The sequence below is a fragment of the Neisseria sp. HMSC074B07 genome, assembly GCF_001810355.1.
GTDB lineage: Bacteria > Pseudomonadota > Gammaproteobacteria > Burkholderiales > Neisseriaceae > Neisseria.
Genome location: NZ_KV800981.1, coordinates 101,289 through 124,516 on the forward strand (window position 1 = coordinate 101,289; position 23,228 = coordinate 124,516).

The 23,228-nt window shown below is 51.9% G+C and carries 24 protein-coding genes and 2 pseudogenes; 18 read left to right on the forward strand and 8 right to left on the reverse strand.

Annotated elements, in window-relative coordinates:
* The first annotated feature begins 222 nt into the window (after positions 1–222).
* The 5 genes and pseudogenes from HMPREF2726_RS11620 to HMPREF2726_RS14530 form a co-directional block, all read left to right on the forward strand.
* Positions 223–2,742 (forward strand): TonB-dependent siderophore receptor, encoded by a 2,520-nt coding sequence (locus HMPREF2726_RS11620; protein WP_009312040.1) that lies wholly within the window; start codon positions 223–225, stop codon positions 2,740–2,742.
* A gap of 234 nt (positions 2,743–2,976) precedes the next feature.
* Positions 2,977–3,411, forward strand: a complete 435-nt coding sequence (locus HMPREF2726_RS11625) for an ElaB/YgaM/YqjD family protein (protein ID WP_009312039.1) — start codon at positions 2,977–2,979, stop codon at positions 3,409–3,411.
* A gap of 141 nt (positions 3,412–3,552) precedes the next feature.
* On the forward strand, positions 3,553–3,951 hold the full coding sequence (locus tag HMPREF2726_RS11630; RefSeq protein ID WP_009312038.1) for a phage holin family protein: 399 nt from the start codon (positions 3,553–3,555) through the stop codon (positions 3,949–3,951).
* Positions 3,944–4,213, forward strand: coding sequence for a hypothetical protein (locus tag HMPREF2726_RS11635; protein ID WP_009312037.1), 270 nt, complete (start codon positions 3,944–3,946; stop codon positions 4,211–4,213). Before HMPREF2726_RS11630 ends, HMPREF2726_RS11635 begins: the two co-directional genes overlap by 8 nt.
* Positions 4,214–4,265: 52 nt before the next feature.
* Positions 4,266–4,376, forward strand: a pseudogene (locus tag HMPREF2726_RS14530) (IS5/IS1182 family transposase); the annotation flags it as partial.
* Between the two features lie 580 nt (positions 4,377–4,956).
* Here HMPREF2726_RS14530 and HMPREF2726_RS11640 read toward each other — a convergent pair.
* The 3 genes from HMPREF2726_RS11640 to HMPREF2726_RS11650 all read right to left on the reverse strand — a co-directional run bounded on the left by HMPREF2726_RS11640 (position 4,957) and on the right by HMPREF2726_RS11650 (position 6,429).
* Entirely contained in the window at positions 4,957–5,322 is a 366-nt protein-coding gene (locus HMPREF2726_RS11640; protein ID WP_070603440.1) for a DUF3969 family protein, read from the reverse strand.
* A gap of 18 nt (positions 5,323–5,340) precedes the next feature.
* Entirely contained in the window at positions 5,341–5,523 is a 183-nt protein-coding gene (locus tag HMPREF2726_RS14535) for a hypothetical protein (protein WP_036529298.1), read from the reverse strand.
* A 99-nt stretch (positions 5,524–5,622) separates the two neighbouring features.
* Positions 5,623–6,429: an outer membrane protein assembly factor BamD gene (locus HMPREF2726_RS11650; RefSeq protein ID WP_003755523.1), complete on the reverse strand. Its 807-nt coding sequence runs from the start codon at positions 6,427–6,429 to the stop codon at positions 5,623–5,625.
* Here HMPREF2726_RS11650 and rluD point away from each other — a divergent pair.
* From rluD to pgeF, 5 genes are all read left to right on the forward strand, one after another.
* Positions 6,428–7,552, forward strand: coding sequence for a 23S rRNA pseudouridine(1911/1915/1917) synthase RluD (gene rluD, locus HMPREF2726_RS11655; protein ID WP_036529295.1), 1,125 nt, complete (start codon positions 6,428–6,430; stop codon positions 7,550–7,552). The two genes, HMPREF2726_RS11650 and rluD, sit on opposite strands and share 2 nt — an antisense overlap.
* A gap of 1 nt (position 7,553) precedes the next feature.
* Entirely contained in the window at positions 7,554–7,730 is a 177-nt protein-coding gene (locus HMPREF2726_RS14200; protein ID WP_009312034.1) for a hypothetical protein, read from the forward strand.
* A complete protein-coding gene (locus HMPREF2726_RS11660; protein ID WP_246827894.1) occupies positions 7,714–8,052 on the forward strand; it encodes a hypothetical protein in 339 nt (112 codons plus the stop codon). The genes HMPREF2726_RS14200 and HMPREF2726_RS11660 overlap by 17 nt, the downstream gene beginning before the upstream one ends.
* Before the next feature lie 130 nt (positions 8,053–8,182).
* The gene (locus HMPREF2726_RS11665; protein WP_003755517.1) at positions 8,183–8,473 is read left to right on the forward strand and encodes a hypothetical protein; all 291 of its coding nucleotides are present in this window, start codon (positions 8,183–8,185) and stop codon (positions 8,471–8,473) included.
* 52 nt (positions 8,474–8,525) lie between these two features.
* On the forward strand, positions 8,526–9,296 hold the full coding sequence (pgeF, locus tag HMPREF2726_RS11670) for a peptidoglycan editing factor PgeF (protein WP_009312032.1): 771 nt from the start codon (positions 8,526–8,528) through the stop codon (positions 9,294–9,296).
* 266 nt (positions 9,297–9,562) lie between these two features.
* On the opposite strand, the pseudogene HMPREF2726_RS14540 reads toward pgeF, so the two are convergent.
* Positions 9,563–9,694, reverse strand: a pseudogene (locus tag HMPREF2726_RS14540) (IS5/IS1182 family transposase); the annotation flags it as partial.
* 4 nt (positions 9,695–9,698) lie between these two features.
* Between HMPREF2726_RS14540 and HMPREF2726_RS11675 the strand changes: the two are divergent.
* From HMPREF2726_RS11675 to HMPREF2726_RS11705, 7 genes are all read left to right on the forward strand, one after another.
* Positions 9,699–10,283 (forward strand): hypothetical protein, encoded by a 585-nt coding sequence (locus HMPREF2726_RS11675; RefSeq protein WP_009312031.1) that lies wholly within the window; start codon positions 9,699–9,701, stop codon positions 10,281–10,283.
* A gap of 2 nt (positions 10,284–10,285) precedes the next feature.
* Positions 10,286–10,666, forward strand: coding sequence for a hypothetical protein (locus HMPREF2726_RS11680; protein WP_009312030.1), 381 nt, complete (start codon positions 10,286–10,288; stop codon positions 10,664–10,666).
* Between the two features lie 60 nt (positions 10,667–10,726).
* Positions 10,727–11,332 carry a GyrI-like domain-containing protein gene (locus HMPREF2726_RS11685; protein ID WP_009312029.1) on the forward strand — a complete coding sequence of 202 codons (606 nt, stop codon included), beginning with the start codon at positions 10,727–10,729 and terminating at the stop codon, positions 11,330–11,332.
* A gap of 118 nt (positions 11,333–11,450) precedes the next feature.
* Entirely contained in the window at positions 11,451–14,528 is a 3,078-nt protein-coding gene (locus HMPREF2726_RS11690) for an ABC transporter ATP-binding protein/permease (RefSeq protein ID WP_070603444.1), read from the forward strand.
* 77 nt (positions 14,529–14,605) lie between these two features.
* Positions 14,606–14,956 (forward strand): MmcQ/YjbR family DNA-binding protein, encoded by a 351-nt coding sequence (locus HMPREF2726_RS11695; protein WP_070603446.1) that lies wholly within the window; start codon positions 14,606–14,608, stop codon positions 14,954–14,956.
* 35 nt (positions 14,957–14,991) lie between these two features.
* Positions 14,992–15,519 carry a hypothetical protein gene (locus HMPREF2726_RS11700; protein WP_049249513.1) on the forward strand — a complete coding sequence of 176 codons (528 nt, stop codon included), beginning with the start codon at positions 14,992–14,994 and terminating at the stop codon, positions 15,517–15,519.
* Positions 15,520–15,577: 58 nt separating this feature from the next.
* Positions 15,578–16,270, forward strand: coding sequence for an aspartate/glutamate racemase family protein (locus HMPREF2726_RS11705; protein ID WP_070603449.1), 693 nt, complete (start codon positions 15,578–15,580; stop codon positions 16,268–16,270).
* Between the two features lie 114 nt (positions 16,271–16,384).
* Here the strand turns inward: HMPREF2726_RS11705 and HMPREF2726_RS11710 are convergent, their stop codons facing one another.
* Positions 16,385–16,843 carry a phage tail protein gene (locus tag HMPREF2726_RS11710; protein WP_070603452.1) on the reverse strand — a complete coding sequence of 153 codons (459 nt, stop codon included), beginning with the start codon at positions 16,841–16,843 and terminating at the stop codon, positions 16,385–16,387.
* Between the two features lie 325 nt (positions 16,844–17,168).
* On the opposite strand from HMPREF2726_RS11710, the gene HMPREF2726_RS11715 reads away from it, so the two are divergent.
* Positions 17,169–18,281, forward strand: coding sequence for an ABC transporter permease (locus HMPREF2726_RS11715; protein WP_070603453.1), 1,113 nt, complete (start codon positions 17,169–17,171; stop codon positions 18,279–18,281).
* Between the two features lie 435 nt (positions 18,282–18,716).
* Here the strand turns inward: HMPREF2726_RS11715 and pgmB are convergent, their stop codons facing one another.
* From pgmB to HMPREF2726_RS11730, 3 genes are all read right to left on the reverse strand, one after another.
* Positions 18,717–19,382 carry a beta-phosphoglucomutase gene (pgmB, locus tag HMPREF2726_RS11720; protein WP_070603455.1) on the reverse strand — a complete coding sequence of 222 codons (666 nt, stop codon included), beginning with the start codon at positions 19,380–19,382 and terminating at the stop codon, positions 18,717–18,719.
* Positions 19,383–19,394: 12 nt separating this feature from the next.
* Positions 19,395–21,653: a glycoside hydrolase family 65 protein gene (locus HMPREF2726_RS11725; protein WP_070603457.1), complete on the reverse strand. Its 2,259-nt coding sequence runs from the start codon at positions 21,651–21,653 to the stop codon at positions 19,395–19,397.
* A 122-nt stretch (positions 21,654–21,775) separates the two neighbouring features.
* On the reverse strand, positions 21,776–23,128 hold the full coding sequence (locus HMPREF2726_RS11730; protein ID WP_070603459.1) for an SLC45 family MFS transporter: 1,353 nt from the start codon (positions 23,126–23,128) through the stop codon (positions 21,776–21,778).
* Between the last annotated feature and the right edge of the window lie 100 nt (positions 23,129–23,228).

Genomic DNA, 23,228 nt, shown 5'->3' on the forward strand with positions numbered 1-23,228 from the left:
CGTACTGGTTTAAAGTTAATCCACTATAATCCACTATATCGTACAGATTGTCGCATAAGCTACATAAATTGTCGGATATTCTATACTTTGCAGTGTTATCTTTAATTTTTATTCAATATATAATCATTCTCAAAAACAAATCAATCATATCAACATCTTCCTATCTTACTTTTTCAGACGACCTTACTCATATCTGAATTCATTTCCCATTAAGGAGCAGTTATGAACAGCCTGTGGCAGCCTAACTGTTTGAGTATCGTCATCGCTTTTGCATTTTCATCCGCATATGCTCAAACTGTACCCGATAAAGTCAATCTGAACGAAATTACCGTAAAGGGGGCAAGAAATACACCCGCCCAGAGTAATGGCAACTACACCGTCAAAGGCAGCACCTCGGCCACCAAACTTGACTTGAAACTCAAAGAAACCCCGCAAAGTGTAACCGTTTTCACCCAGCAGCAGATGCAGGATCAGAATTTGCAGAATCTTGATCAGGTGCTGGAAGAAACGCCGGGTATTACCGTCTTGCAGGACTCCGTTACCGGCATGGGCGAAGCCCAGTATTATTCGCGCGGCTTTCCCGTCGACAATTACCAGCTTGACGGTGTGCTGGCCAATAAATACCTGCTTGGCGGACCGCGCTTTATTGCCGCACAGGACAGCTATCTTTACGACAGGGTGGAAATCATCCGTGGTTCGAACGGGCTGAGCACCGGAGTGGGTGATCCGGCGGCCAGCGTCAATTTTGTGCGCAAACGCCCAATAGCGAAAAGTGCGGGGGAATTGAACCTGAAATACGGTTCTTGGAACAACAAACGTGTCGAATTCGATTACGGCGGTGCGTTGAACAAATCCCAAACCCTGCGTGGCCGCATCGTCGGAACATGGGAGGACGGCGACAGCTTTATGGACAGAATCAAACGCAAATCCCATGCCTTATACACTGTATTCGATTGGACGCCAACCGACAAAGACAGCTTTACGCTGGGCTTCAGCCGTCAGTACCGCAACATCACCGGCGCGCCGACCAAGGGGTTGATGCGTTATTCGAAAGTTACCCAGGACTATGATTTCGAATTGGGGGATTCCCCGACGCATTGGATAGATGCCCGAGACGTTCCGCCGAGCTTCAACAACGGGGCGGAATGGGCGTTTAACAAAGCCACCAGCGACAATATGTTTGCCGAATACAAACATCATTTCAACGACCATATCAAGCTGCAAACCGCCTATACCCGCAGCCGCACCAAAAGCGACCTGCGTTACGGCGATATGGGGGTAAACGGCTACGCGCCGCAATTTAACGCGGCAACTTACGATTTCGGCCGCGAACGCGACAAATACGACGACAAGGCGTTCGATATCCATCTGGACAGCCGTTTCAAACTTTTTGACCAGGACCAGCAGTTTATTGTCGGTTTTAGCGGCATCCGCCATACCCAGACGAGGGACGATTATAATTTCAGCAGCAGCGGCGAATTGAATGTCGATGATGCCAAGCCTACAGGTATTGCGGCCATGACGGGGGAACCGATAGACCGTAACTTCTATTTATGGCAGGCGATTCCGCTTGATTACTGGAATAACGGCAGCTATCCCATGTTGGGGTACAACCGGGCTTGGGAGAAAAAATTGGGACCGGACGGGTTGATTTCCCGTGATCATTTGGCTTCGGAACAATACGGTCCCTATTTTGCCCTGAAACTCAAGCCGGCCAAGTGGCTGACGGCGGTGATAGGCGGGCGTTGGCTGACATGGCGGGACAAAGGGGGCGGGAAATGGTCGTTTTATAAAAACAAAAACAACGTGATAACGGACGATACGGTCGAAATGCCCGACGAAGGGTACGCCCCCGATCACAATAAAAGCAGGATGTATCACGATACGGTGCGCAAATTCGTCCCGTACGGCGGCGTGATTGTAGAGCTGACGCCGACCATCAATGCCTACGCCAGCTATACCGGCATCCTGAAAACCAACAATGTTTTAAGGAATCGGCCGGCCTATGGCGAGGGCGGCGGATGGCTGCCGCCGATTACCGGCAATTCCAAAGAAGTCGGCATCAAAGGCGGCTTGTGGAACGACAAGCTGAATTTCGCCCTGTCTTACTTCACCATGACTCAGAAAAATTACCCCACGCTCGAACCTACAGGCTCGCGTTGTTACGAATGGAAATACGGCGGGGAAAACGGCAACGAACCGTGGTGCTTCCAAGGCGATTGGGAATACGGTACGGGTAAGGGCTATACCAGCAGGGGGTTCGACATCAACCTTGCCGGACAGATTACCCCGAAATGGCGGATGCAGGCGGGCTTTGTCAAACTGAAGATAGACAAACCTTACGATGCGCCCAACTCCTCCAACGACTTGGGGGACGACATGAATCTGGAGTACGGCGGCACCTATACCGCGCCGGATAAAACCTTCAAATTCTTCACCAGCTACGACTTTACCCCCAAGCTGACGATGGGGGTGGGGATGCGCTGGGTCAGTGGTACCAAGCCCAAACCTTGGGGGCATGGTCTTTCCAACGGGCAATATTACGTTTCCGACAAACCCAAAGCACTGTGGCAGCCTTCCTATTCGATATGGAACGTCATGGCGCGCTATAAAATCAACAAACACGCCGCACTGGCGGTCAACGTCGGTAACCTGACCAATAAACGCTATTACACCAACTCCCGCAGCAATTTTTACGGCAAACCGCGCAATGCCTCCGTTGCCTTGAGAATAAAGTGGTAGGCTGTTTGGACGGAGCCCTTCCTCCAAGAAGCAGTTTACATGACGGAAAAGTTTTAAAGGGGCCCAAAGGTCGTCTGAAAGTTTTCAGACGACCTTTTATCTCCCGCGTTAATCTTTACATGTTTTCAAACCACCTTTAGCCGAATTGACTTGAGCAGAAGTGTAAAAGGGTTATAATCGATTAACAGATGAACAATCTGTTATTTCAACGGTAAGGACATCAAGGAGAAGGTAATGAAAAAACATGATTTTGAATCCCGCAAAGAAGCTTTGTTGAAAGACATTCAAGATGTAATGAACGATGTCGAAGAACTGTACACCAAAGGCGTGGAAGCCGGCTCGGAAGAAGGTAAAAAAGCCAAAGCCAAATTGCAGGAAAAACTCGAAGCCGCCAAAGAGCGTTTATATCGTTTTGAAGACGAAGCGGGCGAGCGCATTAGACATCATGCCGACCGCGCACGCGAAAAATACGACGAATTTGAAGAATTGGCAGAAGAGCGTTTCCAAGAAGGCAAAAAACGCTTTGCCGAGTTTGGAGAAGAAGCGGGCGACCGCATCAAACGCGGCGCGCGCCAAGCTGATGCAGCCGTACACGACAAACCATATTACGCAATGGGCTTTGCCGCATTGGCAGGCTTGGTCGTCGGCGTATTGCTGAACCGCCGATAATCGGTCAAACATGAATGCCGTCCGGACACGATTTTCCGAAATCTTGTTCCGGCGGCGTTTGCTTATGCGGGTCGGCAAAGGTTTCAGACGACCCAAAAGCCTTCGGATTGTCCGTTTCGGAGCAATCAGGGAAATCGGAATATGGGTATCAGACAAAATATCGAACATACGAAAACGCTGCTGAATCAAGGTATTGATTTGCTTTTGCTGCGGTTGCAGATTTTGAATCTGGATTTGGCGGAGCAGGCGGAAAACGTGTTCCGCATCATCATATGGCTGGTCGTATCGGGCATATTGCTGCTGATTGCATTCATCAGCCTATTGTTCGGGCTAAACCGCGCGTTGTCGGATACCGCGGCGATATGGGTATTTTTCGGGATAACCGCCCTCAGCCTAATTGTCATTGCAATTTTGTTCGGTAAAGTGTCAAAAGATTGGCGCAGCCAAAACAACCAAATCGCGGCAACCTTGCAGGACATCCGGGCAGACATCGCCTGCCTGCGCGGTCAAGATATGCAGGAAGGAGGGGACGATGAATAAAACGGAACGCGATGAAGCACGCGAACTGCTGCAACTGGAAGCCAAACTCGTCCGCCTGAGGATTGAGGCATCGTATTTGAAACAGCGTAAATTGAAGGAACAGGAAGAGCGCAAGTCGGACACGCTGATGAAGCTGCTGGATTTGGGCAACGAGCTGACGCAGACAAACCTGCTGTATAAAACGGCAGGGCTCGCCATTCCGCGCAAATACCGCTTCGGCGCACTGCTGGCAGCGTTTGCGTTGAAGGCTGCGATGAAGTAGATGGGATTAGAAAGAAGGTCGTCTGAAAGTTGGGTTTCAGACGACCTTTTTGTATAGTGGATTAAATTTAAATCAGGACAAGGCAACGAAGCCGCAGACAGTACAGATAGTACAGCAAGGCAAGGCAACGCCGTACTGGTTTAAAGTTAAGCCACTATATTTGTGGGGTTCGTGGGCAAAGCCCACGCTACGGTGGATTTCAGACGATTTTGGGTTGTCGGTGTAGGTTGGGATAACTGTATCCGACGGGATATTTGTTTGCCATTATTCCCGCGCAGGCGGGAATCTACTTTTGAATTTCGGCAACTGTTTTTGAATATCTGTTTCTTAGGGTTTCCGATGGATTCCTGCCTGCGCGGGTGGAGGTAATTATGGGTTGGATTGGTAAAGTTTGCGTTGAAATTTGCCGAAGTGAGTGAGGTCGTGGAGAGGTCGTCTGAAAAACTAGGTTTGTGTTTCAGACGACCTTTTTGTATTTTTGGAATTCGTGGGCGAATCCCACGCTACGGGTTGTAGCTTTGGTCGGAGAATGGAGGTATAGAGGCTTTTGTTTGCATTCGTTATATTTTTTGAAATGTCGCAGTCGGTCAGGCGATGTAGGAGCGGTAGCGTGGGCTTTGCCCACGAATAACGATTGCTTGAAACATAAAAAGGTCGTCTGAAAGTTGGGTTTCAGACGACTTTTTTAGTTTGGGGATTCGTGGGCGAAGCCCACGCTACGGCTACCATATGATTACTATGATTCATTTAACCAAATATTCAGTCTTATCAAACAACAAGGTAATGTTAATTGGGTCTTGTTTGGATAGAGATATAGATTGATAGTTATTTAATATTGTTTTTTGTATAGATTCCAAATAATCATCTAATTTATCAGGAAATAAACTTGCTATATCTTCGATTTCCGTGCCTTGGTGAATAATATCTGAGTATATGGATTCAATAGGAATCAATTTTAAAAGTTCAATACTCTTTGGTCCAAACATTAAATATTCTATATCGTCAATATTTGCTTTCTTTTGCAATAGAGATGTTACTCTCCCTGGGAGCAAGGTATTAAGCAAGAATTTAAACTGATCTAGATTGCTTGTATCTATTGAGATTTTCATAGTCGTCTTTCTCTTCATCTAAATGTCAAAGCACATATTATCAATATTACTATGAATGACCTTATCTTTGCTTTGGTTTGCTATCAAAAAAAACAAACCGGTTTTCGTATGTTCAAAATAATACAATGAATGATCTCCAAAACCATCATAACCAGGAAGGTAGCGTGGGCTTTGCCCACGAATAATGATTGTTTGAAACATAAAAAGGTCGTCTAAAACTGTATTTTTCAGTTTCAGACGACCTTTGGTTTCAGAAAAGCATAGGGCGATACGGTATCACTATGCTTTAAACTTCAAGTCTTAACGCCAGTAGCGCCACCAAGGCATGTCGTTCGGCTGCCATTGGTGTTGCAGGAACGGGCTTTGCGGGAAGTTGGTTTCCAAGACGCGGCGGGTGTCGGCGGCGAGTTGGGGTTTGTCCAGTTTTTTGTAAGCCAGCTCCATCATGGCGAGCGATTCTTCGACGTAGCGGGTATTTTGGTAACGCTCGACGATTTTTTGGGCGCGGTTGACTGCGGCGAGGTAGGCGCCGCGTTTCATGTAGTAGCGGGCAACGGAGATTTCGTTACCGCCCAATGCGTCCACCAGTTTCGCCATGCGCTCGGTTGCGTCGGCGGCGTATTTGCTCTCCGGATAGCGTTGTACCAATTCGGCAAACGCTTGGTATGCGCTGCGGTTGGCTTTAGGGTCGCGGTCGGACCAGTCTTGTGAAGCGAGTTTGTTGAGGAAGGATTGGTCTTCGTTGAATAGAACCAAGCCTTTGAGGTAAAGCGCGTAATCCATATTCGGATGTTGCGGGTGATGGCGCTGGAAGCGGTCGATGGCGGCGAGGGCTTTTTCAGGCTCGTCGTCTTTGTAATAGGCGTATGCGGTGTCCAGCTGCGCCTGTTGCGCGTAGCGGCCGTTGGGGAAGCGGGATTCTAAAATTTCGTATAACTTGATGGCTCGCGTATAATTGCTGCTGTTCAACTCGTCATGCGCTTCGGCATAGAGTTTTTCCACGTTCCAATCTTGTGTGATTTGCGCGTCTTTATCGACCGTACCTTTATTGCTTGCACAGGCACCCAGTGCCAGACTTAACGAAACTACTAAAAGAATTTTTTTCATGCAGAATACTTCCTTTGATAATGAAGCCGATTATAGCGACGATTTAGACTTTACGTCAGCCCCCGAAGCAGAAAGTTGTGTTAATTTGACTGTTCCGCTGGAGCTTGCGGGCGGGCGGCTGGATGCGGTGTTGGCAAAGCTCATGCCTGATTATTCGCGCAGCCGCCTGACATCGTGGATTAAAGAAGGCGCGGTCATTGTAAACGATAAGCCCGCCCAACCCAAAGACAAAATGATAGGCGGGGAATCCATCAGCGTAACGGTACGTCCGAGCGAAGAGAATCTCGCGTTCAAACCCGAAGCGATGGATTTGGATATTGTGTACGAAGACGATACCGTCATCGTCGTCAACAAACCTGCCGGACTGGTCGTTCATCCCGCCGCAGGCAACTGGACGGGGACGCTGCTCAACGGTTTATTGGCGCATTGTCCCGAATTGAGCCAGATTCCGCGCGCGGGCATCGTCCACAGGCTAGACAAAGAAACCAGCGGCCTGATGGTGGTCGCCAAAACCCTGCCCGCACAAAACTCCCTCGTGCAGCAACTTCAAGAACGCACGGTCAAACGCATTTACCGCGCCGTCGCCAACGGCATTGTTCCCTTTGACGGCAAAATCGAAACCCAAATCGGACGCGATCCGCACAACCGCCTGAAAATGGCGGTCGTCAAATTCGGCGGCAAACCTGCCGTGACACATGTCAAAGTGTTGGAACGCTATCTTGCCCACAGCTACATCGAATGCTCGCTCGAAACAGGCAGGACGCACCAAATCCGCGTCCATATGCGCGAAGCCAACCACCCGCTTGCCGCCGACCCTGTTTACGGTAACCTGCGCCATCCGTGCAGCGAACCGGTAAAAGAAGCCGTTAAAAGTCTGGGTGCGCGTCAGGCTTTGCATGCCTACCGCTTAAGTTTCGTCCATCCGAAAACCGGCGAAACCGTCTCTTTTGAAGCCCCGATTCCCGACGATATTTACCACCTGCTCTCCGTCCTGCGCCTTGAAGCGGGGTTGGATTCGTCTTTGAGCAACGAAGAAGAATGGCAGGACAAACTCGGCACGGATGACGATGATGATTGGAACGAAGACGACTACGACGTCGAAGTGGTTTATGTGAGGGATTAAGATGTCTTCTTCAGATTTGGTAAATCTTGCACAAATGGACGGCGAAATGCAGTGGCTGGCGGGTTACGGCAATTTGTCGTCTGAAAAAACATACCGACTTGCCACCAAAGCTGCCATCGTTTCCATGATTTTACTGCCCGTGAAAACAAATAACTTAGGAGATGATGATGAGTCATAAGGAGCAAGTTTGGCGAGATGCTTTTAGATTAGACGATTTATCTGAAATTGACGGGAATTTTTTATTGGCAATTGCTGCTGCAAAAAAAGAATTTGATGGTTATTCGCAAGGTAAATGGGATCTGAAAAACTATATTATTTGGTTAAATATTTCCGAAAATGGAGAATTTGCCTGCATTAGTTTGATACCTAAAATAGATGAAATGGTGGGCGGGATATTTTTTGAAATTCCTTATAGAGGACTATATAAATATGGTCGGGGTTATAATTTTTATTTCCGACTGGAAGATACGGAATTATTGGAAGTAGTGGGGATGCGTTAATACGCAATTGTATTATTTAAATGACCTTGATTACTTTCTAAGGCAGATGGGAATATTCAGGCGATACGGTTGAAAAAGCTTACTTGCCATACTGAATGGTCAATTTAAGATAGAGGATTTAGGTGCCGGCATGAGTTATCAGGAAAAAGTTTGGAGAGATGCTTTTGAATCTGATTATTTATTTAGATTAGATGGAAGTTTGTTATTGGTAATGGCTGCGGCTAAAAAAGAATTTGATCGTTATTTGCAGAATCAATCGGATTTGAGGAACTATACTATTTGGTTCAATATTTCCGAGAATAAAGAATTTGCCTGTATCAGTTTCCTGCCCAATCAAGGAGAAGATAAGCATGGTCGGGGTTATGACCTTTATTACCGATTGGAAAACACAGAATTATTGGAAGTCGTAGAGATGCGTTAATACGAAGCCGATAGACACATTCTTTCAAACCTTTCCTTACTCAGATAAAAACATGAAAACCATCACAGAAACCTTAAACCTCACCCCGCAAGGTAAAAATTTCCTGACTGCCGATTGGCCTGCGCCCGCCAACGTGAAAACCCTGATTACCACCCGCAACGGCGGCGTGAGCCAAGGCGTGTATCAAAGTTTGAACCTCGGTTCGCACGTCGGCGATGATCCTGATGCAGTGCGCCGCAACCGTGAAATCGTGCAGGAACAGGTTGGGCTGCCTGTTGCCTACCTCAATCAAATCCACAGCACCATCGTCGTCAACGCTGCCGACGCATTGGGCAACACGCCCGACGCAGACGCTTCGGTGGACAACACGGGCAAAGCCGCCTGCGCCGCGATGACTGCCGACTGCCTGCCTGTCTTGTTCTGCGACAAAGCCGGTACGGTCGTCGCTGCCGCACACGCCGGCTGGCGCGGTTTGGCGGGCGGCGTGCTGCAAAACACCATTGCCGCGATGAATGTCGCGCCCGTCGAAATCATGGCATATCTCGGCCCTGCCATCGGCGCGGACGCGTTTGAAGTCGGACAAGACGTGTTCGACGCATTTTGTACGCCCATGCCTGAAGCTGAGGACGCATTCGAAGACATCGGCGGCGGTAAATATCTTGCCGACATCTACGCACTGGCGCGTTTGGTTCTGCGCCGCGAAGGGGTGGACATGATCTACGGCGGCACACACTGCACCGTCTTGGAACGCGACACTTTCTTCTCTTACCGCCGCGACGGACAAACCGGCCGCATGGTCAGCCTGATTTGGTTGGCGGAATAATGCGCGGCAAGTCGTGTATCCGATATTTGACTGAAAAAAGCCGTTGTTAAGCGTATCGGTTCCAATATCGTTAAGGTCGTCTGAAAATATCGGTTTCCTCAATTTCAGGAACGGTTTTCAGACGACCTTTGTTCGTTGTATCCTTTAGATAAATCAGGCGGTATTTGTCATTGCATATGCGATATTGAGGTCGTCTGAAAACAGGTAGGACGGTTTTTCAGACGACCTTTTCGGGATAACCGACTACGCTTGAATCTTGTTTATCAACAATTGTATAGTGGATTAACTTTAAACCAGTACGGCGTTGCCTCGCCTTGCCGTACTATCTGTACTGTCTGCGGCTTCGTCGCCTTGTCCTGACTTAAATTTAATCCACTATATTTTGAAAATTTGGAGAGAATAATGAAATCAGTCGTACTTTGGGGTTCTATTTTACTGTTGTCGGCGTGTGGCTCGATGCAGAGTCAGGTTGTGAAGAAAAACGTTGTTTTTGATCCGGGCAGTCAGGCACAAATCCGCTCGTATGGTTCATATGGTTCGGATTTGATCCGCATCTATCCTGAAACGGACTGCGCAAAATGGGAGGGAACAAAACGGAACGCGGTAAACCGTCGTTTTGTCAACGGATTGCCGCGTAAGGTTAGGAATATTTCGATAGGTATTCCGCCTACCGAGTTGAGCCGTAAAACGGAAAAAGACACCGGATTCGTTTTCCGTGATTCTTATCGCGAGATGGTCGTATCGGCGGATCAGCCTGTGGTTTTGGACGGCGCATTTTCGTCTCAAACGAGAAATCACCATTATAGTTGCCGAGTCGCCGCTTCTTTCACACCTAAGGCAGGCGAGGCTTATGAAGTCCGCTATCTGTCAGAGGAAGATGGATGCGACATTGAGGTTTACCATATCGGTCATGAGGAAAAAGACGGTGTCCGCCAAACCAAAAAACTTACGGCAAACTATTGCGCAAGACCGGGAACAAGCTTTTAAAGATGTGGCACGAGGAGTTTAACTTTCTCAGCCGCGAAGCGTCCGCATCCGATGAGGATTTGGCATGTTTTTTCCAGACGGCGGACAAGCATATCGGCGATGAAGGTATCCGTGTTTTGATGCAGGCTTTTCCTGAAGCAGGCGTGGCGGAGAGATTTGCCGCCACCGGCCTGCGGCTGCCCGATTATTTTTATATTCCCGAAGAGATGGAACAGCTTTGGCGTTATGCAGTAAGCGGCGAAATTGAAGGAAACGGGCGGGAATTCGGTTATTTTTCGCCGAAAGACGTGGTGGAATTTTATTTTAGTTACGAATTTTGGTTTTACGCCCCGAATTTCCTGCCAGTAAGGCCGTCTGAAAAACGGCGGCTTTACATTTTTTAAACGGCCTGATGCCCGAAACCGATCAAGTAAACGCGGCCTGGCTTACGGAGGTGAATCAAGATGAAATATGAATGGAAAAAAGCCCAAAAGGCTTGTTACAACATCAAAGCGGTTCCGACTTTGACGGAGGTTCCCGCGCAGCCCTTCATCATGATAGACGGAGAAGGAAATCCCAATGCTCCCGATTTCTCGGAACGGGTCTCGACCCTTTATGCCTTGGCTTACGCCGTCAAAATGGATTACAAGAAAGCGGCGGCCGGTTGCGAGATCGATGATTTCACCGTTTATCCTTTGGAAGGGATTTGGCGCCGGAAAACGCAGGGGACCTTAGTAAAAGAAGACTTGGTTTATACCATTATGATAGGCCAGCCTGATTTTATTACTGCAGAAATGGTAGCTTCGGCATTGGAAAAGGTCAGGGTCAAAAAGCCGAATCCGCTTTACGACGAAATACGGTTTGAACGGATGGCCGAAGGCAAATGCGTGAGCATCCTGCATCAGGGCGCGTTTGACGACGAACCCGCCTCTTTTGCCAAATTGGACGGTTTCTGCAATGAGAAAGGCTTGAAACGCAACAGCGATTACCATCGGGAAATTTATCTTAACAACCTGAACCGCACCGCCGTGGAAAAGCTCAAAACGATTTTGCGTTACACGGTAGAGTAATCGACCGCAGCCAAAATCATCCGTTATAACCCGAAGAAGCCCGCGAGCTGTTTTCAGATGGCCTCGTACCCGTTTGAGGCCGTCTGAAAATCCCTTGTCCGACCCGAAAGAAGTTTTCATGAACACCGTTTCCATTCAAAACCTTTCCCACCGCTACGGCAAGACCCTTGCGCTTGACGATGTGTCGCTGGACATTCCGAAAGGCGCGACGGTCGGTTTGATCGGGCCGGACGGCGTGGGCAAATCGACGCTGCTCTCGCTGATGGCGGGTGTGAAGGTGATTCAGGACGGACGGGTGGAAGTGTTGGGCGGCGATATGGCGGACAAGGACGTGCGGCGGGACTTGTCGCACCGCATCGCCTTTATGCCGCAGGGTTTGGGGCGCAACCTGTATCCTACCTTGTCGGTGTATGAGAATATCGATTTCCACGCGCGGCTGTTTGGTTTGGACGGGCAGGAACGCACGCGGCAGATTGCGCGGCTGATGGAGGCGACCCGCCTTGCGCCGTTTTCCGGCAGGGCGGCGGGCAAGCTATCGGGCGGGATGAAGCAGAAGCTGAGTTTGTGCTGCGCACTGGTGCACAGCCCGGATTTGTTGATTTTGGACGAACCGACCACGGGCGTGGACCCTTTGTCGCGCCTCCAGTTTTGGGCGCTGGTGGACGATTTGCGGCGGGAACACGCGGGCATGACCGTGATTGTGGCGACCGCCTATATTGAAGAGGCGCAGCGTTTCGAGCGGCTGCTGGCGATGGACGCGGGCAGGCTGCTGGAAAACAAGCCCACTGCCGACGTGCTGGCGGACTACGGCACCGATGTGTTGGAAGAGGCCTACGTCAAAATGCTGCCGCCGGAGAAACAGCAGGGTTCGGGCGGTTTGGAGATCACGCCGTTCGTCCCCGACCCCGATGCGCCGCCTGCGATGGAAGCGCACGGATTGACCAAGCGTTTCGGCGATTTTACTGCTGTGGATCATGTCAGCTTTACCATTCAAAAAGGCGAGATTTTCGGCTTTCTCGGCAGCAACGGCTGCGGCAAGTCCACCACCATGAAAATGTTGACCGGCCTGTTGGAAGCGACCGAAGGCGACGCCACGCTGTTGGGCAAGCCGATAGACGCGGGCGGCTTGGACACGAAAATGCGTGTCGGCTATATGTCGCAGGCGTTTTCGCTGTATGAAGAACTGAGCGTGCGCCGCAATCTGGATTTGCACGCCAGACTTTACCAGATGGGCGCTAAAGGCGCGGCGGCGGTGGAGGAAGCCCTGCAACAGTTTGATTTGGCGGACGTTGCCGACACTGCGCCCGCATCGCTGCCGCTGGGCATCCGCCAACGCCTGCAACTTGCCGCCGCCTGCTTGCATCACCCTGAAGTATTGATTCTGGACGAACCGACTTCGGGGGTCGATCCCGCCGCGCGCGATATGTTCTGGCGGCATCTTCTGAAACTCTCCCGCGAAGACAAAATCACCATTTTCGTTTCCACCCACTTTATGAACGAAGCCGCCCGCTGCGACCGCATTTCCTTTATGCACAAAGGCCGCGTGCTGGCGGTGGGTACGCCCGCCGAACTGGCGGCAAGGCAGAATGCGCCGGATTTGGAAGAAGCGTTTGTGCAGTATTTGATTGAAGCGGAAGGAGGAGAAGGTGGGGAAGGTGGGGAAAGGTCATCCCGCCAGGAGGCTGCGCACTCTGAAAGTGATCAACGCGAGTTTCGCCAAAATACAGACGGCGTGCTACCTATGAACAATAAAGCGGAATTGTCCGAACCGACCGTAGGGTATGTGGCGCAAGCCACGCACGCGGAAGTGGCATCGGATGACAGGCATTCTGAGCTTTCAGACGACCTTCAAGGAAAAGATACAGGGTCGTCTGAAACTCAAAACGGCGTGCGTGAACCAAGTTCACACACCCTACCGGAGGAAATTCCGACCGTGGGGTATTCGGCACAAGCCACGCACGCGGAAGTGGCATCGGATAACGGGCATTCGCAGTTTTCAGACGACCCTGAAAAACACCATCCGAGGCCGTCTGAAACCCCGTCCGCAACGCCCGACACCCAAACCTTCAAATACCGCTTCTCCATGATTTGGACCTTTGCCCGCCGTGAAGCCAAAGAACTCCTGCGCGACAAAATCCGCCTGTTTTTTGCCGTGTTCGGTCCGCTGATTATCATGGCGTCGGTATCGTGGGGGATTTCGTTTGACGTACGTAATCTGAAATTCGCCGTTTATGACCGCGACCAAACCGCCGCCAGCCGCGAGCTGGTTGAGTATTTCGACGGTTCGCGCTATTTCCTCCAACAGCCGCCGATACAGTCCGAAGCCGAAATCGACACCGTGCTCAAAAGCTCCGGCGCCATATTGGTCATCGATATTCCGAGCGGTTTCGGGCGTGATTTGGCGCGCGGGCTCAAACCCGAAGTCGGTTTTTATGTGGACGGCTCCATGCCGTTTAACGCCACCAACATCCGCGGCTACATCGGCAGCCTGATCACCGCCTACACCAAAGACCGCATCGCCGATAGCGGGCTGCCCGTTTCGCTCAAAGCCCCCGCCGGCATCGAACCGCGCTTTATGTACAATCAGGATTTCGACAGCATCAACGCCATCGCCCCGGGCGTGATGATGCTGGTGTTGATGATGATACCCGCCATGATGTCGGCGGTCGGCGTGGTGCGCGAACGCGAAATCGGCTCTATCGCCAATTTCTACGCATCGCCCGCCGCCGTGGCGCAATATCTGATCGGTAAACAGCTTCCCTATATCGCCGTCGGCATGGTCAACTTCGCCGCCATGATGCTGATGATTATTTACCTGTTCGGCGTGCCGCTCAAAGGCTCGTTTATCGGACTCGCCATCGGCACACTCTTGATGGTGTCCGCCACCACCGCGCTGGGGCTTTTGATTTCCTGCTTCGTGCGCTCCCAGCTTGCCGCCATTTTCGCCACCGCCATCATCACCATGATTCCCGCGCAAACCTATTCCGGCTTTATCTACCCGCTGTCCACCATGGAAGGCGGCGCGCTGGTTATCGGCAAAACCTTCCCGTCGTCGTGGTACTACACCGTCAGCGTCGGCAGCTTTACCAAAGGGCTGCACACTGCCAACCTGCTGCACGAATACGCCGCCATCGCCGCCTTTGCCGCCACCAGCCTGATTCTGGCGTGTGTGTTGTTGAAGAAGCAGGAGAAGTGAGAGGTCGTCTGAAAACTCAGCAGGCGCGTATGGATGTCCACCCCGAACCTTAGCCCACTATTAAAGAAAGAAACGCCATGAACCGAACAACCCTGTTTGACGGACTGGCCGAACGCTACGGCGCGGTGGCAGAATATCCGTGGGCGAAATTCCCCGACTTTGCCGTGTTCCACCACACGGGCAACCGCAAATGGTTCTGCCTGTATATGCCCGTGCCGTCTGAAAAACTGGGCATGGGCGAGGGCGGTCTGACGGAAATCGTCAACGTCAAATGCCGCCCCGAACACATCGGCGCATGGCGCGCGACGGCAGGCATCTTGCCCGCCTACCACATGAACAAAGAACATTGGTTGAGCATCGTATTGGCGCAAACGCCCGCAGAAAACGTGTGGCGGCTGATAGATGACAGCTTCGTGCTGACGCGCTAGGATTGATTAACTCCACACATTAGATACAAGAGAACATGATGACTGACATTACCCTTATCCCCGTTCAAGAACACGAAAAAGACGAGTTTATCCGCGTCTTGCAGCAGTCGTTCAGATTGGCGGTGGCAGACGATTTGGACGACGGAGAAGAAGTTATCAGCCGAGAAGAAATCGAAGAATCTATGAATGCACCCAAAGCAGAGAGTTATCACATTGTTGCCGACGGCGAAAAAGCGGGCGGCGCGGTAATTGTCGTCAATGCCGAAACGGAGTGCGGTTCGTTGGATTTACTGTTTATGTTCCCGCAGAAACACGGGAGCAGCTTGGGCGGGAAAGCGTGGCGGGCGATAGAGCGGCTGCACCCCGAAGTACGCGTGTGGGAAACGCATACGCCGTATTTTGAGAAGCGCAATATCCATTTCTACGTCAATAAATGCGGCTTTAAAATCGTAGAGTTTTTCAATCCGCACCACCCCGATACCACTAGACCGCAAGCAGAGGGGCAAGATGAAGCGTTTGAATATTTCTTCCGTTTTGAAAAAGAAATGCCGCAACAGCCGTAGGATGTGCTTCCTTGTCTTGAGCTTTGCAGACTTTATTTATTAAATTTCAGGAGAAAACATGAAAACCATAGGCATCATCGGTGGTATGAGTCCCGAAAGCACCGTGCTCTACTACCAAATCATCAACCGCGAGACCAACCGCCGCTTGGGCGGCAACCGCAGTGCCAAAATCCTGCTCGACAGCGTGGATTTTGAAGAAATCGTCCGTTTGCAGAAAAGCGGCGATTGGGCGGCGGCAGGAAACGTGTTGGCGCAAAGCGCGCGGAAGCTGGAAGCGGGCGGCGCGGATTTTTTGCTGCTCGCCACCAACACCATGCACAAAGTCGCCCCCGCCATCGAACAGGCGGCCGGCATCCCCTTGCTGCACGTCGTCGATGCCACTGCCGCCGCCATCAAACGGCAGGGCTTGTCCGCCGTCGGCCTGCTCGGCACGCGCTTTACCATGAGCGACGGTTTTTATACTGAGCGCATGGGTTCGCAGGGCGTGAAAACCATAGCTCCGACCGCCGCCGAACAAGACGAAATCCACCGCATTATTTTTGACGAACTGTGCCTGAACCACATCCGCCCCGAATCCGCCCGCTACTTTTACGACGTGATAGGCCGTCTGAAAAACGAAGGCGCGCAGGGCGTGATACTCGGCTGCACCGAAATCTGCCTGCTTGTGAACGAAACCGACAGCCCGCTGCCCGTGTTCGACAGCACCGCCATCCATGCGTTCTCGGCGGTGGATGCGGCGCTGGAGGAATAAGTGGGACTCCTGATTAAACTGCTACGGAGTGGGTTTGCCATTTCGTATCAGTTTATCCGTAGTCCCACCCATGATGCGGCAAACGCCAAATTTCACGATATGGATGTTATCCGCTTATGAAGAGTAAACTTTGTGAATAATTTTGACGGTTTTTCCGTTGCGGTTAAATTCCGTATCGGTATGAGCGCCTGAAGCGCAATCCAAACTTTGGTATTTCATATCGATATGGTTGGGATTTTTACGGCGCAGTTTGAAGGACCATTCAAAGGTTTCGGGTTGTGCGTTTTCCGTGTTGCCGCAGTCCATTTTTTCTTTACCGTTCAGAGTCAGGTTTTTGCGCGGCAGGGTGGAAGGAACGGTTTTAGGGTAGGGCGCTTCGCCGTTGTAACCTTGCTTCATAAAGGCGGAATAGGCTTGTTGCAGCGAACCGGTATAACGGCATTCGTAGCGGGTCACGATGGCATCGAGTTCGGGGTTGCCCGTCGATTTCGAGCTTTCATGGCAGGACAGATTGCCGGCAAAGGCGGCAGGGGAAGTGAGAAGCAGGCAGAGCAGTAAAGGTTTGACGGACATCATAGTTCCTTAGATTGGATTGATGAAATAGGTCGTCTGAAATCAAAGCTGATCCCAAATGACCTTATTTGAAAAACATAATTATACATTGTTGGTCTGACTAAACGAGTTGGATTGACCAAGCAGCGTGGTAGCCGATTCCATACGCGTTGACTTTATCTGCTGCGTTTCGACGGGATTTTTTAGGAAAAAGCAGACTCTATTGTGTGTACACGGCGAACCTGCTGCCGGACTTTTAATGGGAAACCCGAGGCTGTAAAGCCGAAAACAGCCGGACAATTTTTCAGACGACCTTTGAGAAGGCAAGTTACCAACAGGAATCCCCATGCGTACCCTGAAAAACATTCTGACCCTGATGCTCAAAGAGTTCCGCAGCGTGCTGACTGATCCGGTGCTGATGGTGCTGATTGGGTATATCTTTACCGCCACGATTTATCAGATGTCACAGGTCGGATCGGATTTGAAAAACGCCACCGTCGGCATCATCGACCAAGACCGTTCGGTTTTGTCCATGCGTATCCGCGATGCCGTGCAGCATCCGTTTTTCAAACCGGTAGAGGACGTGCGGCGCGAGGATTCGGACGAATTGATGGATAAGGGCGAGTTCACCTTTATTTTGGAAGTGCCGCCCAATTTTCAGCGCGACATGGCGGCGGGGCGCAATCCTGATTTGCAGCTTTTGGTTGATGCGACGTCGATGACGCAGGCGGGGGTGGGCGCGTCTTATCTTTCGCAAATTATCAACCGCGAAATTTACGAATTCACCGGCGTGACGCGGCCGGAGTTAATCAACCCCGTCATCAATACTTATTACAATCCCAACGGCGAGAGCGCGTGGTTTATGCCGACTTCGCAAATCGGCTCGATGTCGTGTATGTTGCTGATTTTATTGACGGGGGCGGCGGTTATCCGCGAACGCGAACGCGGCACAATCGAGCATTTGCTGGTGATGCCGGTCAATGCGTTCGAACTGATGATGGGCAAAGTGCTGGCAAATGCCGCCGTGATTTGGGTGGCGGCGTTGTCGTCGCTGTGGTTTATCGTGCATTTGAGCATAGGCGTGCCGCTCATCGGCTCGGTGTCGCTTTATGCGGTAGGGCTGGCGTTGTTCCTGTTTTCGGTGGCGTCGCTGGGCATCATGATTGCCACGTTCGCATCAACGATGGGGCAGTTCGGTATGCTGATGCTGCCGGTGTATATCGTGATGAACCTGTTTGCCGGCGGCGCATCCCCTCGCAGCAACATGCCGCACGCGGCGCAACTGATCAGCGAATATTGGCCGCTGACGCAGTTTGTGAAATTCTCGCAAGACATACTGTTCCGCGGCGCGGGGATTGAAATCGTCTGGGGACATATGCTGATCATGGGCTGTATCGGTGTAGGATTCTTATGGCTGGCATTGTTGCGGTTTCAAGGGATGCTGGAACGTCAGGGTTGAGGTCATCCAGCCAAGGATTGTTAAAAAGCAAACCTGACGGTTTGCTGCCCTCTCCCTAGCCCTCTCCCACGGGGAGAGGGGATTGAGGATACCGAACTCCAGCCATTTTTGGATTTCAGCCAATTTTGTCCATCCTCACCGTGGGAGAGGGGATTGAGGATACCGAACCCCAACCATGTTTGGGATTTCCAGCCAATTTGTCCCCTCTCCCCGTGGGAGAGGGTTAGGGAGAGGGCAGTAAGCCGCAGGCTTACATTTAGGTTTCTAGGTTTCGCAAAAAATCTTCTGAAAGGTCGCTCCAACAGGAGAACGCACATTCTGAAGCCGTTGCGGCAAATTTTATTTGTGTGCAAGATAAACGAAAGGTCGTCTGAAAACGTTTTATCCTGTTTTCAGACGACCTTTTTACTTCCTTAACACTTTACCTGACGCGCTTTACCTGCCCGACTGTGTCCACACGTTTTGCAGGTAGGCGTAGGTCAGCTCGGCGGTGCCGGAGACCAGCGCGATGTCGCTGCCCAAGTCTTCGGCTTTACCCACGCCGATGGGCAGGGCGCCGGAGGCTTTGATGGCGGCTACTCCTGCTGCGGCGTCTTCGATGCCGATGCAGCGGCGGATGTCCGCGCCCACGCCCTCGGCGGCGGCGAGGAAGATGTCGGGGGCGGGTTTGGAATGCGCGACGGCGGCAGGGTCGGCGACGGCGTCGAAGAAGTGGGTCAGCCCCATGCGTTCGAGCAGGAACGGGCCGTTTTTACTGGCGGACGCGAGGGCGATTTTTTTGCCGTTTGCTTTCAATGCTTCCAGCAGCGGCAAAATGCCGGGGTACACGTCTTCGGGTTTGACCGCCTGAATCATCTCCAAGTAGTTGTCGTTTTTGCGGCGGGTCAGTTCGGCGAACTCGGCTTCGCCGACGGTTTTGCCGCCGTGCGCGAGGATGCGTTTGAGCGAATCGTCGCGCGACACGCCTTTGAGCTGCTCGTTAAACTTGCGGTCGATGCTGATGCCCAGCCCTTCGGCGAGCTTTTTCCATGCGCGGTAGTGGTATTCGGCGGTGTCGGTGATGACGCCGTCGAGGTCAAAGAGCACTGCGGTAAAAGTCATTTTGCATTCTCCTTATTTGTTTAACGCGGCGGTGTGGCTGCCGTTGAGCGTGATGTCTTTGCCGTACACCTGCAAATCGAGCGGCTCGCCTTTGAGCAGGGTGAAGACGACGTTTTCTTTGCCGACGGCGACTTTAATCAGACGGCCGCGGTAGTTGATGTGGAAGGCGTAGCCTGTCCACGCACTCGGCAGGAACGGTGCGAAGCTGAGTTTGCCGCCCCAGGTTTTCATTTGGGCGAAACCTTGGACGATGGCGAGCCACGAGCCGGTCATGGAGGTGATGTGCAGGCCGTCTTCGGTGTCGTTGTTGTAGTTGTCCAAGTCCAGGCGGGCGGTGCGCTGGTACATTTCCACCGCTTTTTCTTCTTTGCCCAGTTCGGCGGCAAGGATGGCGTGGATACACGGCGACAACGAGCTTTCATGCACGGTCATCGGTTCGTAGAAGTCGAAGTTGCGGCGTTTTTCGTCCATGTTGAAACGGTCGCCGAAGAAGTAGATACCTTGCAACACGTCCGCCTGTTTGATGAAGGGCGAACGCAGGATTTTGTCCCACGACCATTTCTGGTTGAGCGGCAAATCGTCGGGCGAAAGCGCGGACACGGGGCGGATATCTTTGTCGAGGAAGCCGTCGTGCTGCACGAATACGCCGAGTTCTTCGTCATGCGGACGGTACATATTGGCGCTGATGTCCGCCCATTTTTCCAGCTCGTCGGCACTCACGTTCAAATCCGGACGCGGGTATTTCGCCAGGGCTTCGCGGGTGTAGTCCAATACCCATGCGGCGAGGGTGTTGGTGTACCAGTTGTTGTTGATGTTGTTTTCGTATTCGTTCGGGCCGGTTACGCCGTGAATCATGTATTTGCCGTTGCGTTTGGAGAAGTGGACGCGGTCCGCCCAGAAGCGGGACACTTCGACCAAGACTTCCAAGCCTTCTTTGGCAAGATAGCTTTCGTCGCCGGTGTAGTTGGTGTAGTTGTAGATGGCGTAAGGAATCGCGCCGTTACGGTGGATTTCCTCGAAGGTGATTTCCCATTCGTTGTGGCACTCAATGCCCGTAAACGTTACCATCGGATAGAGTGCGCCCGCCAAGCCCTGTTCGCACGCGTTGTGTTGCGCCTGCGGCAGTTGGTTGCGGCGGTATTGCAGCAGGTTGCGGGTAACTTCGGGTTCCGCCAGTGCGAGGTAGAGCGGCACGGCGTAGGCTTCGGTGTCCCAATAGGTCGCGCCGCCGTATTTTTCGCCGGTAAAGCCTTTCGGGCCGATGTTCAGGCGCGCGTCTTCGCCGTAGTAGGTGGAGAACAGTTGGAACAGGTTGAAGCGGATGCCCTGCTGCGCTTCGTCGCTGCCTTCGATGACCACGTCGGCAATTTCCCAACGGCGCAGCCAGCCAGCTTTGTGCGCGTCCAGCAAGGTTTCAAACGCAACGCCTGCGATTTTTTCCGACAAGGCACGACCTGCGGCTTTCACGGCTTCCAAGCCCTGATAATCGCGGCTGGTGGTAACAATCACGCGTTTTTCAAAGGTTTCGGGCGTACTGCCGACTTCGGCTTCGAAAGAATTGGAGACCTGCCAGTCGGTTTGGCTGCCGCCGAGGGCTTTGAAACTGCCGGCGAAGGTTTGCTCGGCGTTGACGATGAATTGTTCCACGCCGAAGGGATTGGCGACGGTTTGGGTGGCAATGTAGGAGCGGTCGTCTGAAACGCCTTTGTCCAATACCTGCCAGAATTTTTCTTCGTAGTTGGAGTCTTCGTTTTTCACGTCGGCGTCGATGATGGAATCGATGCGGACTTGGTGGGTTTTGCCGTCGACGGATACGGCTTCCCAGCGGATGACCGCCAGCTCTTTTTGCGCGACGGACAGGAATTTGCACACATCGAAACGCACGCCGAATACGGTGAACGAGCGGCGCAACACGCCGTGCTGCATATCGAGTTCGACGGAGAAGCCGGCAACGTCGTTTTTCGCCAAGTCCACTTCCTGCCCGTCGACAAAGATTCTGACTTTACTGAAATTGAGCGCGTTGATGGCTTTGCCGAAATATTTGGGGTAGCCGTTTTTCCACCAGCCGACGCGGGTTTTGTCGGGGAACCACACGCCGGCGATGTAGGTGCCCAAGTGGCTGTCGGCGGAATAGGTTTCCTCAAAGCTGCCGCGCATACCCATATAGCCGTTGCCCAAGCTGGTCAGGCTCTCTTGCAGCCGTTTGTGTTCTTTTTCCAGTTTTGCCGAACGCAGCGTCCAAGGGCTGACTTCCATGATTCTTGTATACATCGTAAAGCTCCTGTTTTGATGGTTTTATGGCAAACCGTTTTGAAATACGGTTCGTCTTACTTAAATCAAATAAAGCGTCGGCAGAAGTTTCAGACGACCCTCCTGCCGATAAATGAAGAAAATTATACGCCGCCGTGTGTTTCTTTAATCAGGAACACGGAAAACGCGCCCAGCAGCAGGACGACGCCCCCTACCAAGAACATATTGGCCTGCAAACCGCCCATCATCGGGAACAACATGAAGCTCAACAGCGAAGCAACAATCTGAGGCATACAGATGGAGCCGTTGAACAAGCCCAAATAAGTGCCCATATGCTTGCCCGACAAGGCGTTGGTTACAATCGTCAGCGGATAAGTGATGATGCCCGCCCAAGCAATACCGATTAAGATGTAAGACAACACCAGCACGTATTGGTTGCTGATGAAGAATACGGAGAAAAAGCCGAGCGCGCCCAAAGCCAGGCAGCTGAAATAACCCGCCTTATGGTATTGGTTGGGGATTTTCGCCAATACAAACGAACAAATCACCGCCGCAACCGACTGCACCGCCGCCAATACACCGTACCAGTTGCCCGCTTCCTGATAGCCTACGGAAGACGCATCGGTCGTGTGCCAAACGTTTTCCGCAATCGCGCCAGCGGAATAAGTCCACATATATTGGAAAGCGAACCAGCAGAAAAACTGCACCAAAGTAACCGTCCAAAACGCCTTAGGCGCGGTTTTCAAGAGTTCGAACCAGTTGGCTTTTTCCTGATTCGCTGCCACATCGATGCCGTGGTAGCGGGCGTAGGTTTCCGGGTCGTATTCCTTCACTTTGAAAATCGTGAACGCACTGGTAATCACCAGCAACGCCGCGCCCACATAAAACGCCACAACCACGGTCTGCGGCACGACGCCTTTCTCGGCAGTATTCGCCAAACCGATATACGCGAACGCAAACGGCAAGACCGCCGCCACAACCGCGCCCGTATTCGCCAAGAAGCTCTGAATCCCGTAGGCGTAGCTTTTCTGCTCTTCGTTGACCATGTCGCCGACCATCATTTTAAACGGCTGCATCGCCATATTCGACGACACGTCCAACAGCGCAATCATCAGTGCGCCGAACGACAAAGCCGCCAGCGACGCATAGCCGAAACCGAAGCTGCCCGAGTTCGGCATCAGAATCATCACAATGACCGCAATCAGCGTGCCGTAAAGCAGATACGGTAGACGGCGGCCGCCCAAGCGCGGCTTCCATGTGCGGTCGGAGTAATAACCGACAATCGGCTGCACCAGCATCCCCGCCAACGGCGGCAGGATAAAGAACCAGCCGAGGCTGTGCGGGTCGGCGCCGAGCGTCTGGAAGATGCGGCTCATCTGCGAGCTTTGCAGGGTAAAGGCCGTCTGAACGCCGAGAAAACCGAAACTGAGCATCCAAATCGTGCTTTTCGGCAGCGAGGGCAAGCCCTGCCGCGTGGGTTGCGTATTGTCCGACATGAGGTAGTCCTTTCGTTTTTTTGTAATAAAACCGGTTTCGGTAAACATCATTGAGCAATGGATACCGATAAAAAGGGGCGTGTTGTGACAGCGCATGATG

What these genes read in the sequence shown, in the direction of transcription:
- HMPREF2726_RS11710 (WP_070603452.1), bottom strand. Translation starts at nt 16,843, where the DNA reads ATGTCCGTCAAACCTTTACTGCTCTGCCTGCTTCTCACTTCCCCTGCC.
- HMPREF2726_RS11730 (WP_070603459.1), bottom strand. Translation starts at nt 23,128, where the DNA reads ATGTCGGACAATACGCAACCCACGCGGCAGGGCTTGCCCTCGCTGCCG.
- HMPREF2726_RS11675 (WP_009312031.1), top strand. Translation starts at nt 9,699, where the DNA reads ATGAAATCAGTCGTACTTTGGGGTTCTATTTTACTGTTGTCGGCGTGT.
- pgeF (WP_009312032.1), top strand. Translation starts at nt 8,526, where the DNA reads ATGAAAACCATCACAGAAACCTTAAACCTCACCCCGCAAGGTAAAAAT.
- HMPREF2726_RS11680 (WP_009312030.1), top strand. Translation starts at nt 10,286, where the DNA reads ATGTGGCACGAGGAGTTTAACTTTCTCAGCCGCGAAGCGTCCGCATCC.
- HMPREF2726_RS11685 (WP_009312029.1), top strand. Translation starts at nt 10,727, where the DNA reads ATGAAATATGAATGGAAAAAAGCCCAAAAGGCTTGTTACAACATCAAA.
- pgmB (WP_070603455.1), bottom strand. Translation starts at nt 19,382, where the DNA reads ATGACTTTTACCGCAGTGCTCTTTGACCTCGACGGCGTCATCACCGAC.
- HMPREF2726_RS14535 (WP_036529298.1), bottom strand. Translation starts at nt 5,523, where the DNA reads ATGTTTCAAACAATCATTATTCGTGGGCAAAGCCCACGCTACCTTCCT.
- HMPREF2726_RS11650 (WP_003755523.1), bottom strand. Translation starts at nt 6,429, where the DNA reads ATGAAAAAAATTCTTTTAGTAGTTTCGTTAAGTCTGGCACTGGGTGCC.
- HMPREF2726_RS11715 (WP_070603453.1), top strand. Translation starts at nt 17,169, where the DNA reads ATGCGTACCCTGAAAAACATTCTGACCCTGATGCTCAAAGAGTTCCGC.
- HMPREF2726_RS11660 (WP_246827894.1), top strand. Translation starts at nt 7,714, where the DNA reads ATGATGATGAGTCATAAGGAGCAAGTTTGGCGAGATGCTTTTAGATTA.
- HMPREF2726_RS11700 (WP_049249513.1), top strand. Translation starts at nt 14,992, where the DNA reads ATGATGACTGACATTACCCTTATCCCCGTTCAAGAACACGAAAAAGAC.
- HMPREF2726_RS11620 (WP_009312040.1), top strand. Translation starts at nt 223, where the DNA reads ATGAACAGCCTGTGGCAGCCTAACTGTTTGAGTATCGTCATCGCTTTT.
- rluD (WP_036529295.1), top strand. Translation starts at nt 6,428, where the DNA reads ATGCAGAATACTTCCTTTGATAATGAAGCCGATTATAGCGACGATTTA.
- HMPREF2726_RS14200 (WP_009312034.1), top strand. Translation starts at nt 7,554, where the DNA reads ATGTCTTCTTCAGATTTGGTAAATCTTGCACAAATGGACGGCGAAATG.
- HMPREF2726_RS11705 (WP_070603449.1), top strand. Translation starts at nt 15,578, where the DNA reads ATGAAAACCATAGGCATCATCGGTGGTATGAGTCCCGAAAGCACCGTG.
- HMPREF2726_RS11725 (WP_070603457.1), bottom strand. Translation starts at nt 21,653, where the DNA reads ATGTATACAAGAATCATGGAAGTCAGCCCTTGGACGCTGCGTTCGGCA.
- HMPREF2726_RS11625 (WP_009312039.1), top strand. Translation starts at nt 2,977, where the DNA reads ATGAAAAAACATGATTTTGAATCCCGCAAAGAAGCTTTGTTGAAAGAC.
- HMPREF2726_RS11665 (WP_003755517.1), top strand. Translation starts at nt 8,183, where the DNA reads ATGAGTTATCAGGAAAAAGTTTGGAGAGATGCTTTTGAATCTGATTAT.
- HMPREF2726_RS11630 (WP_009312038.1), top strand. Translation starts at nt 3,553, where the DNA reads ATGGGTATCAGACAAAATATCGAACATACGAAAACGCTGCTGAATCAA.
- HMPREF2726_RS11635 (WP_009312037.1), top strand. Translation starts at nt 3,944, where the DNA reads ATGAATAAAACGGAACGCGATGAAGCACGCGAACTGCTGCAACTGGAA.
- HMPREF2726_RS11640 (WP_070603440.1), bottom strand. Translation starts at nt 5,322, where the DNA reads ATGAAAATCTCAATAGATACAAGCAATCTAGATCAGTTTAAATTCTTG.
- HMPREF2726_RS11695 (WP_070603446.1), top strand. Translation starts at nt 14,606, where the DNA reads ATGAACCGAACAACCCTGTTTGACGGACTGGCCGAACGCTACGGCGCG.
- HMPREF2726_RS11690 (WP_070603444.1), top strand. Translation starts at nt 11,451, where the DNA reads ATGAACACCGTTTCCATTCAAAACCTTTCCCACCGCTACGGCAAGACC.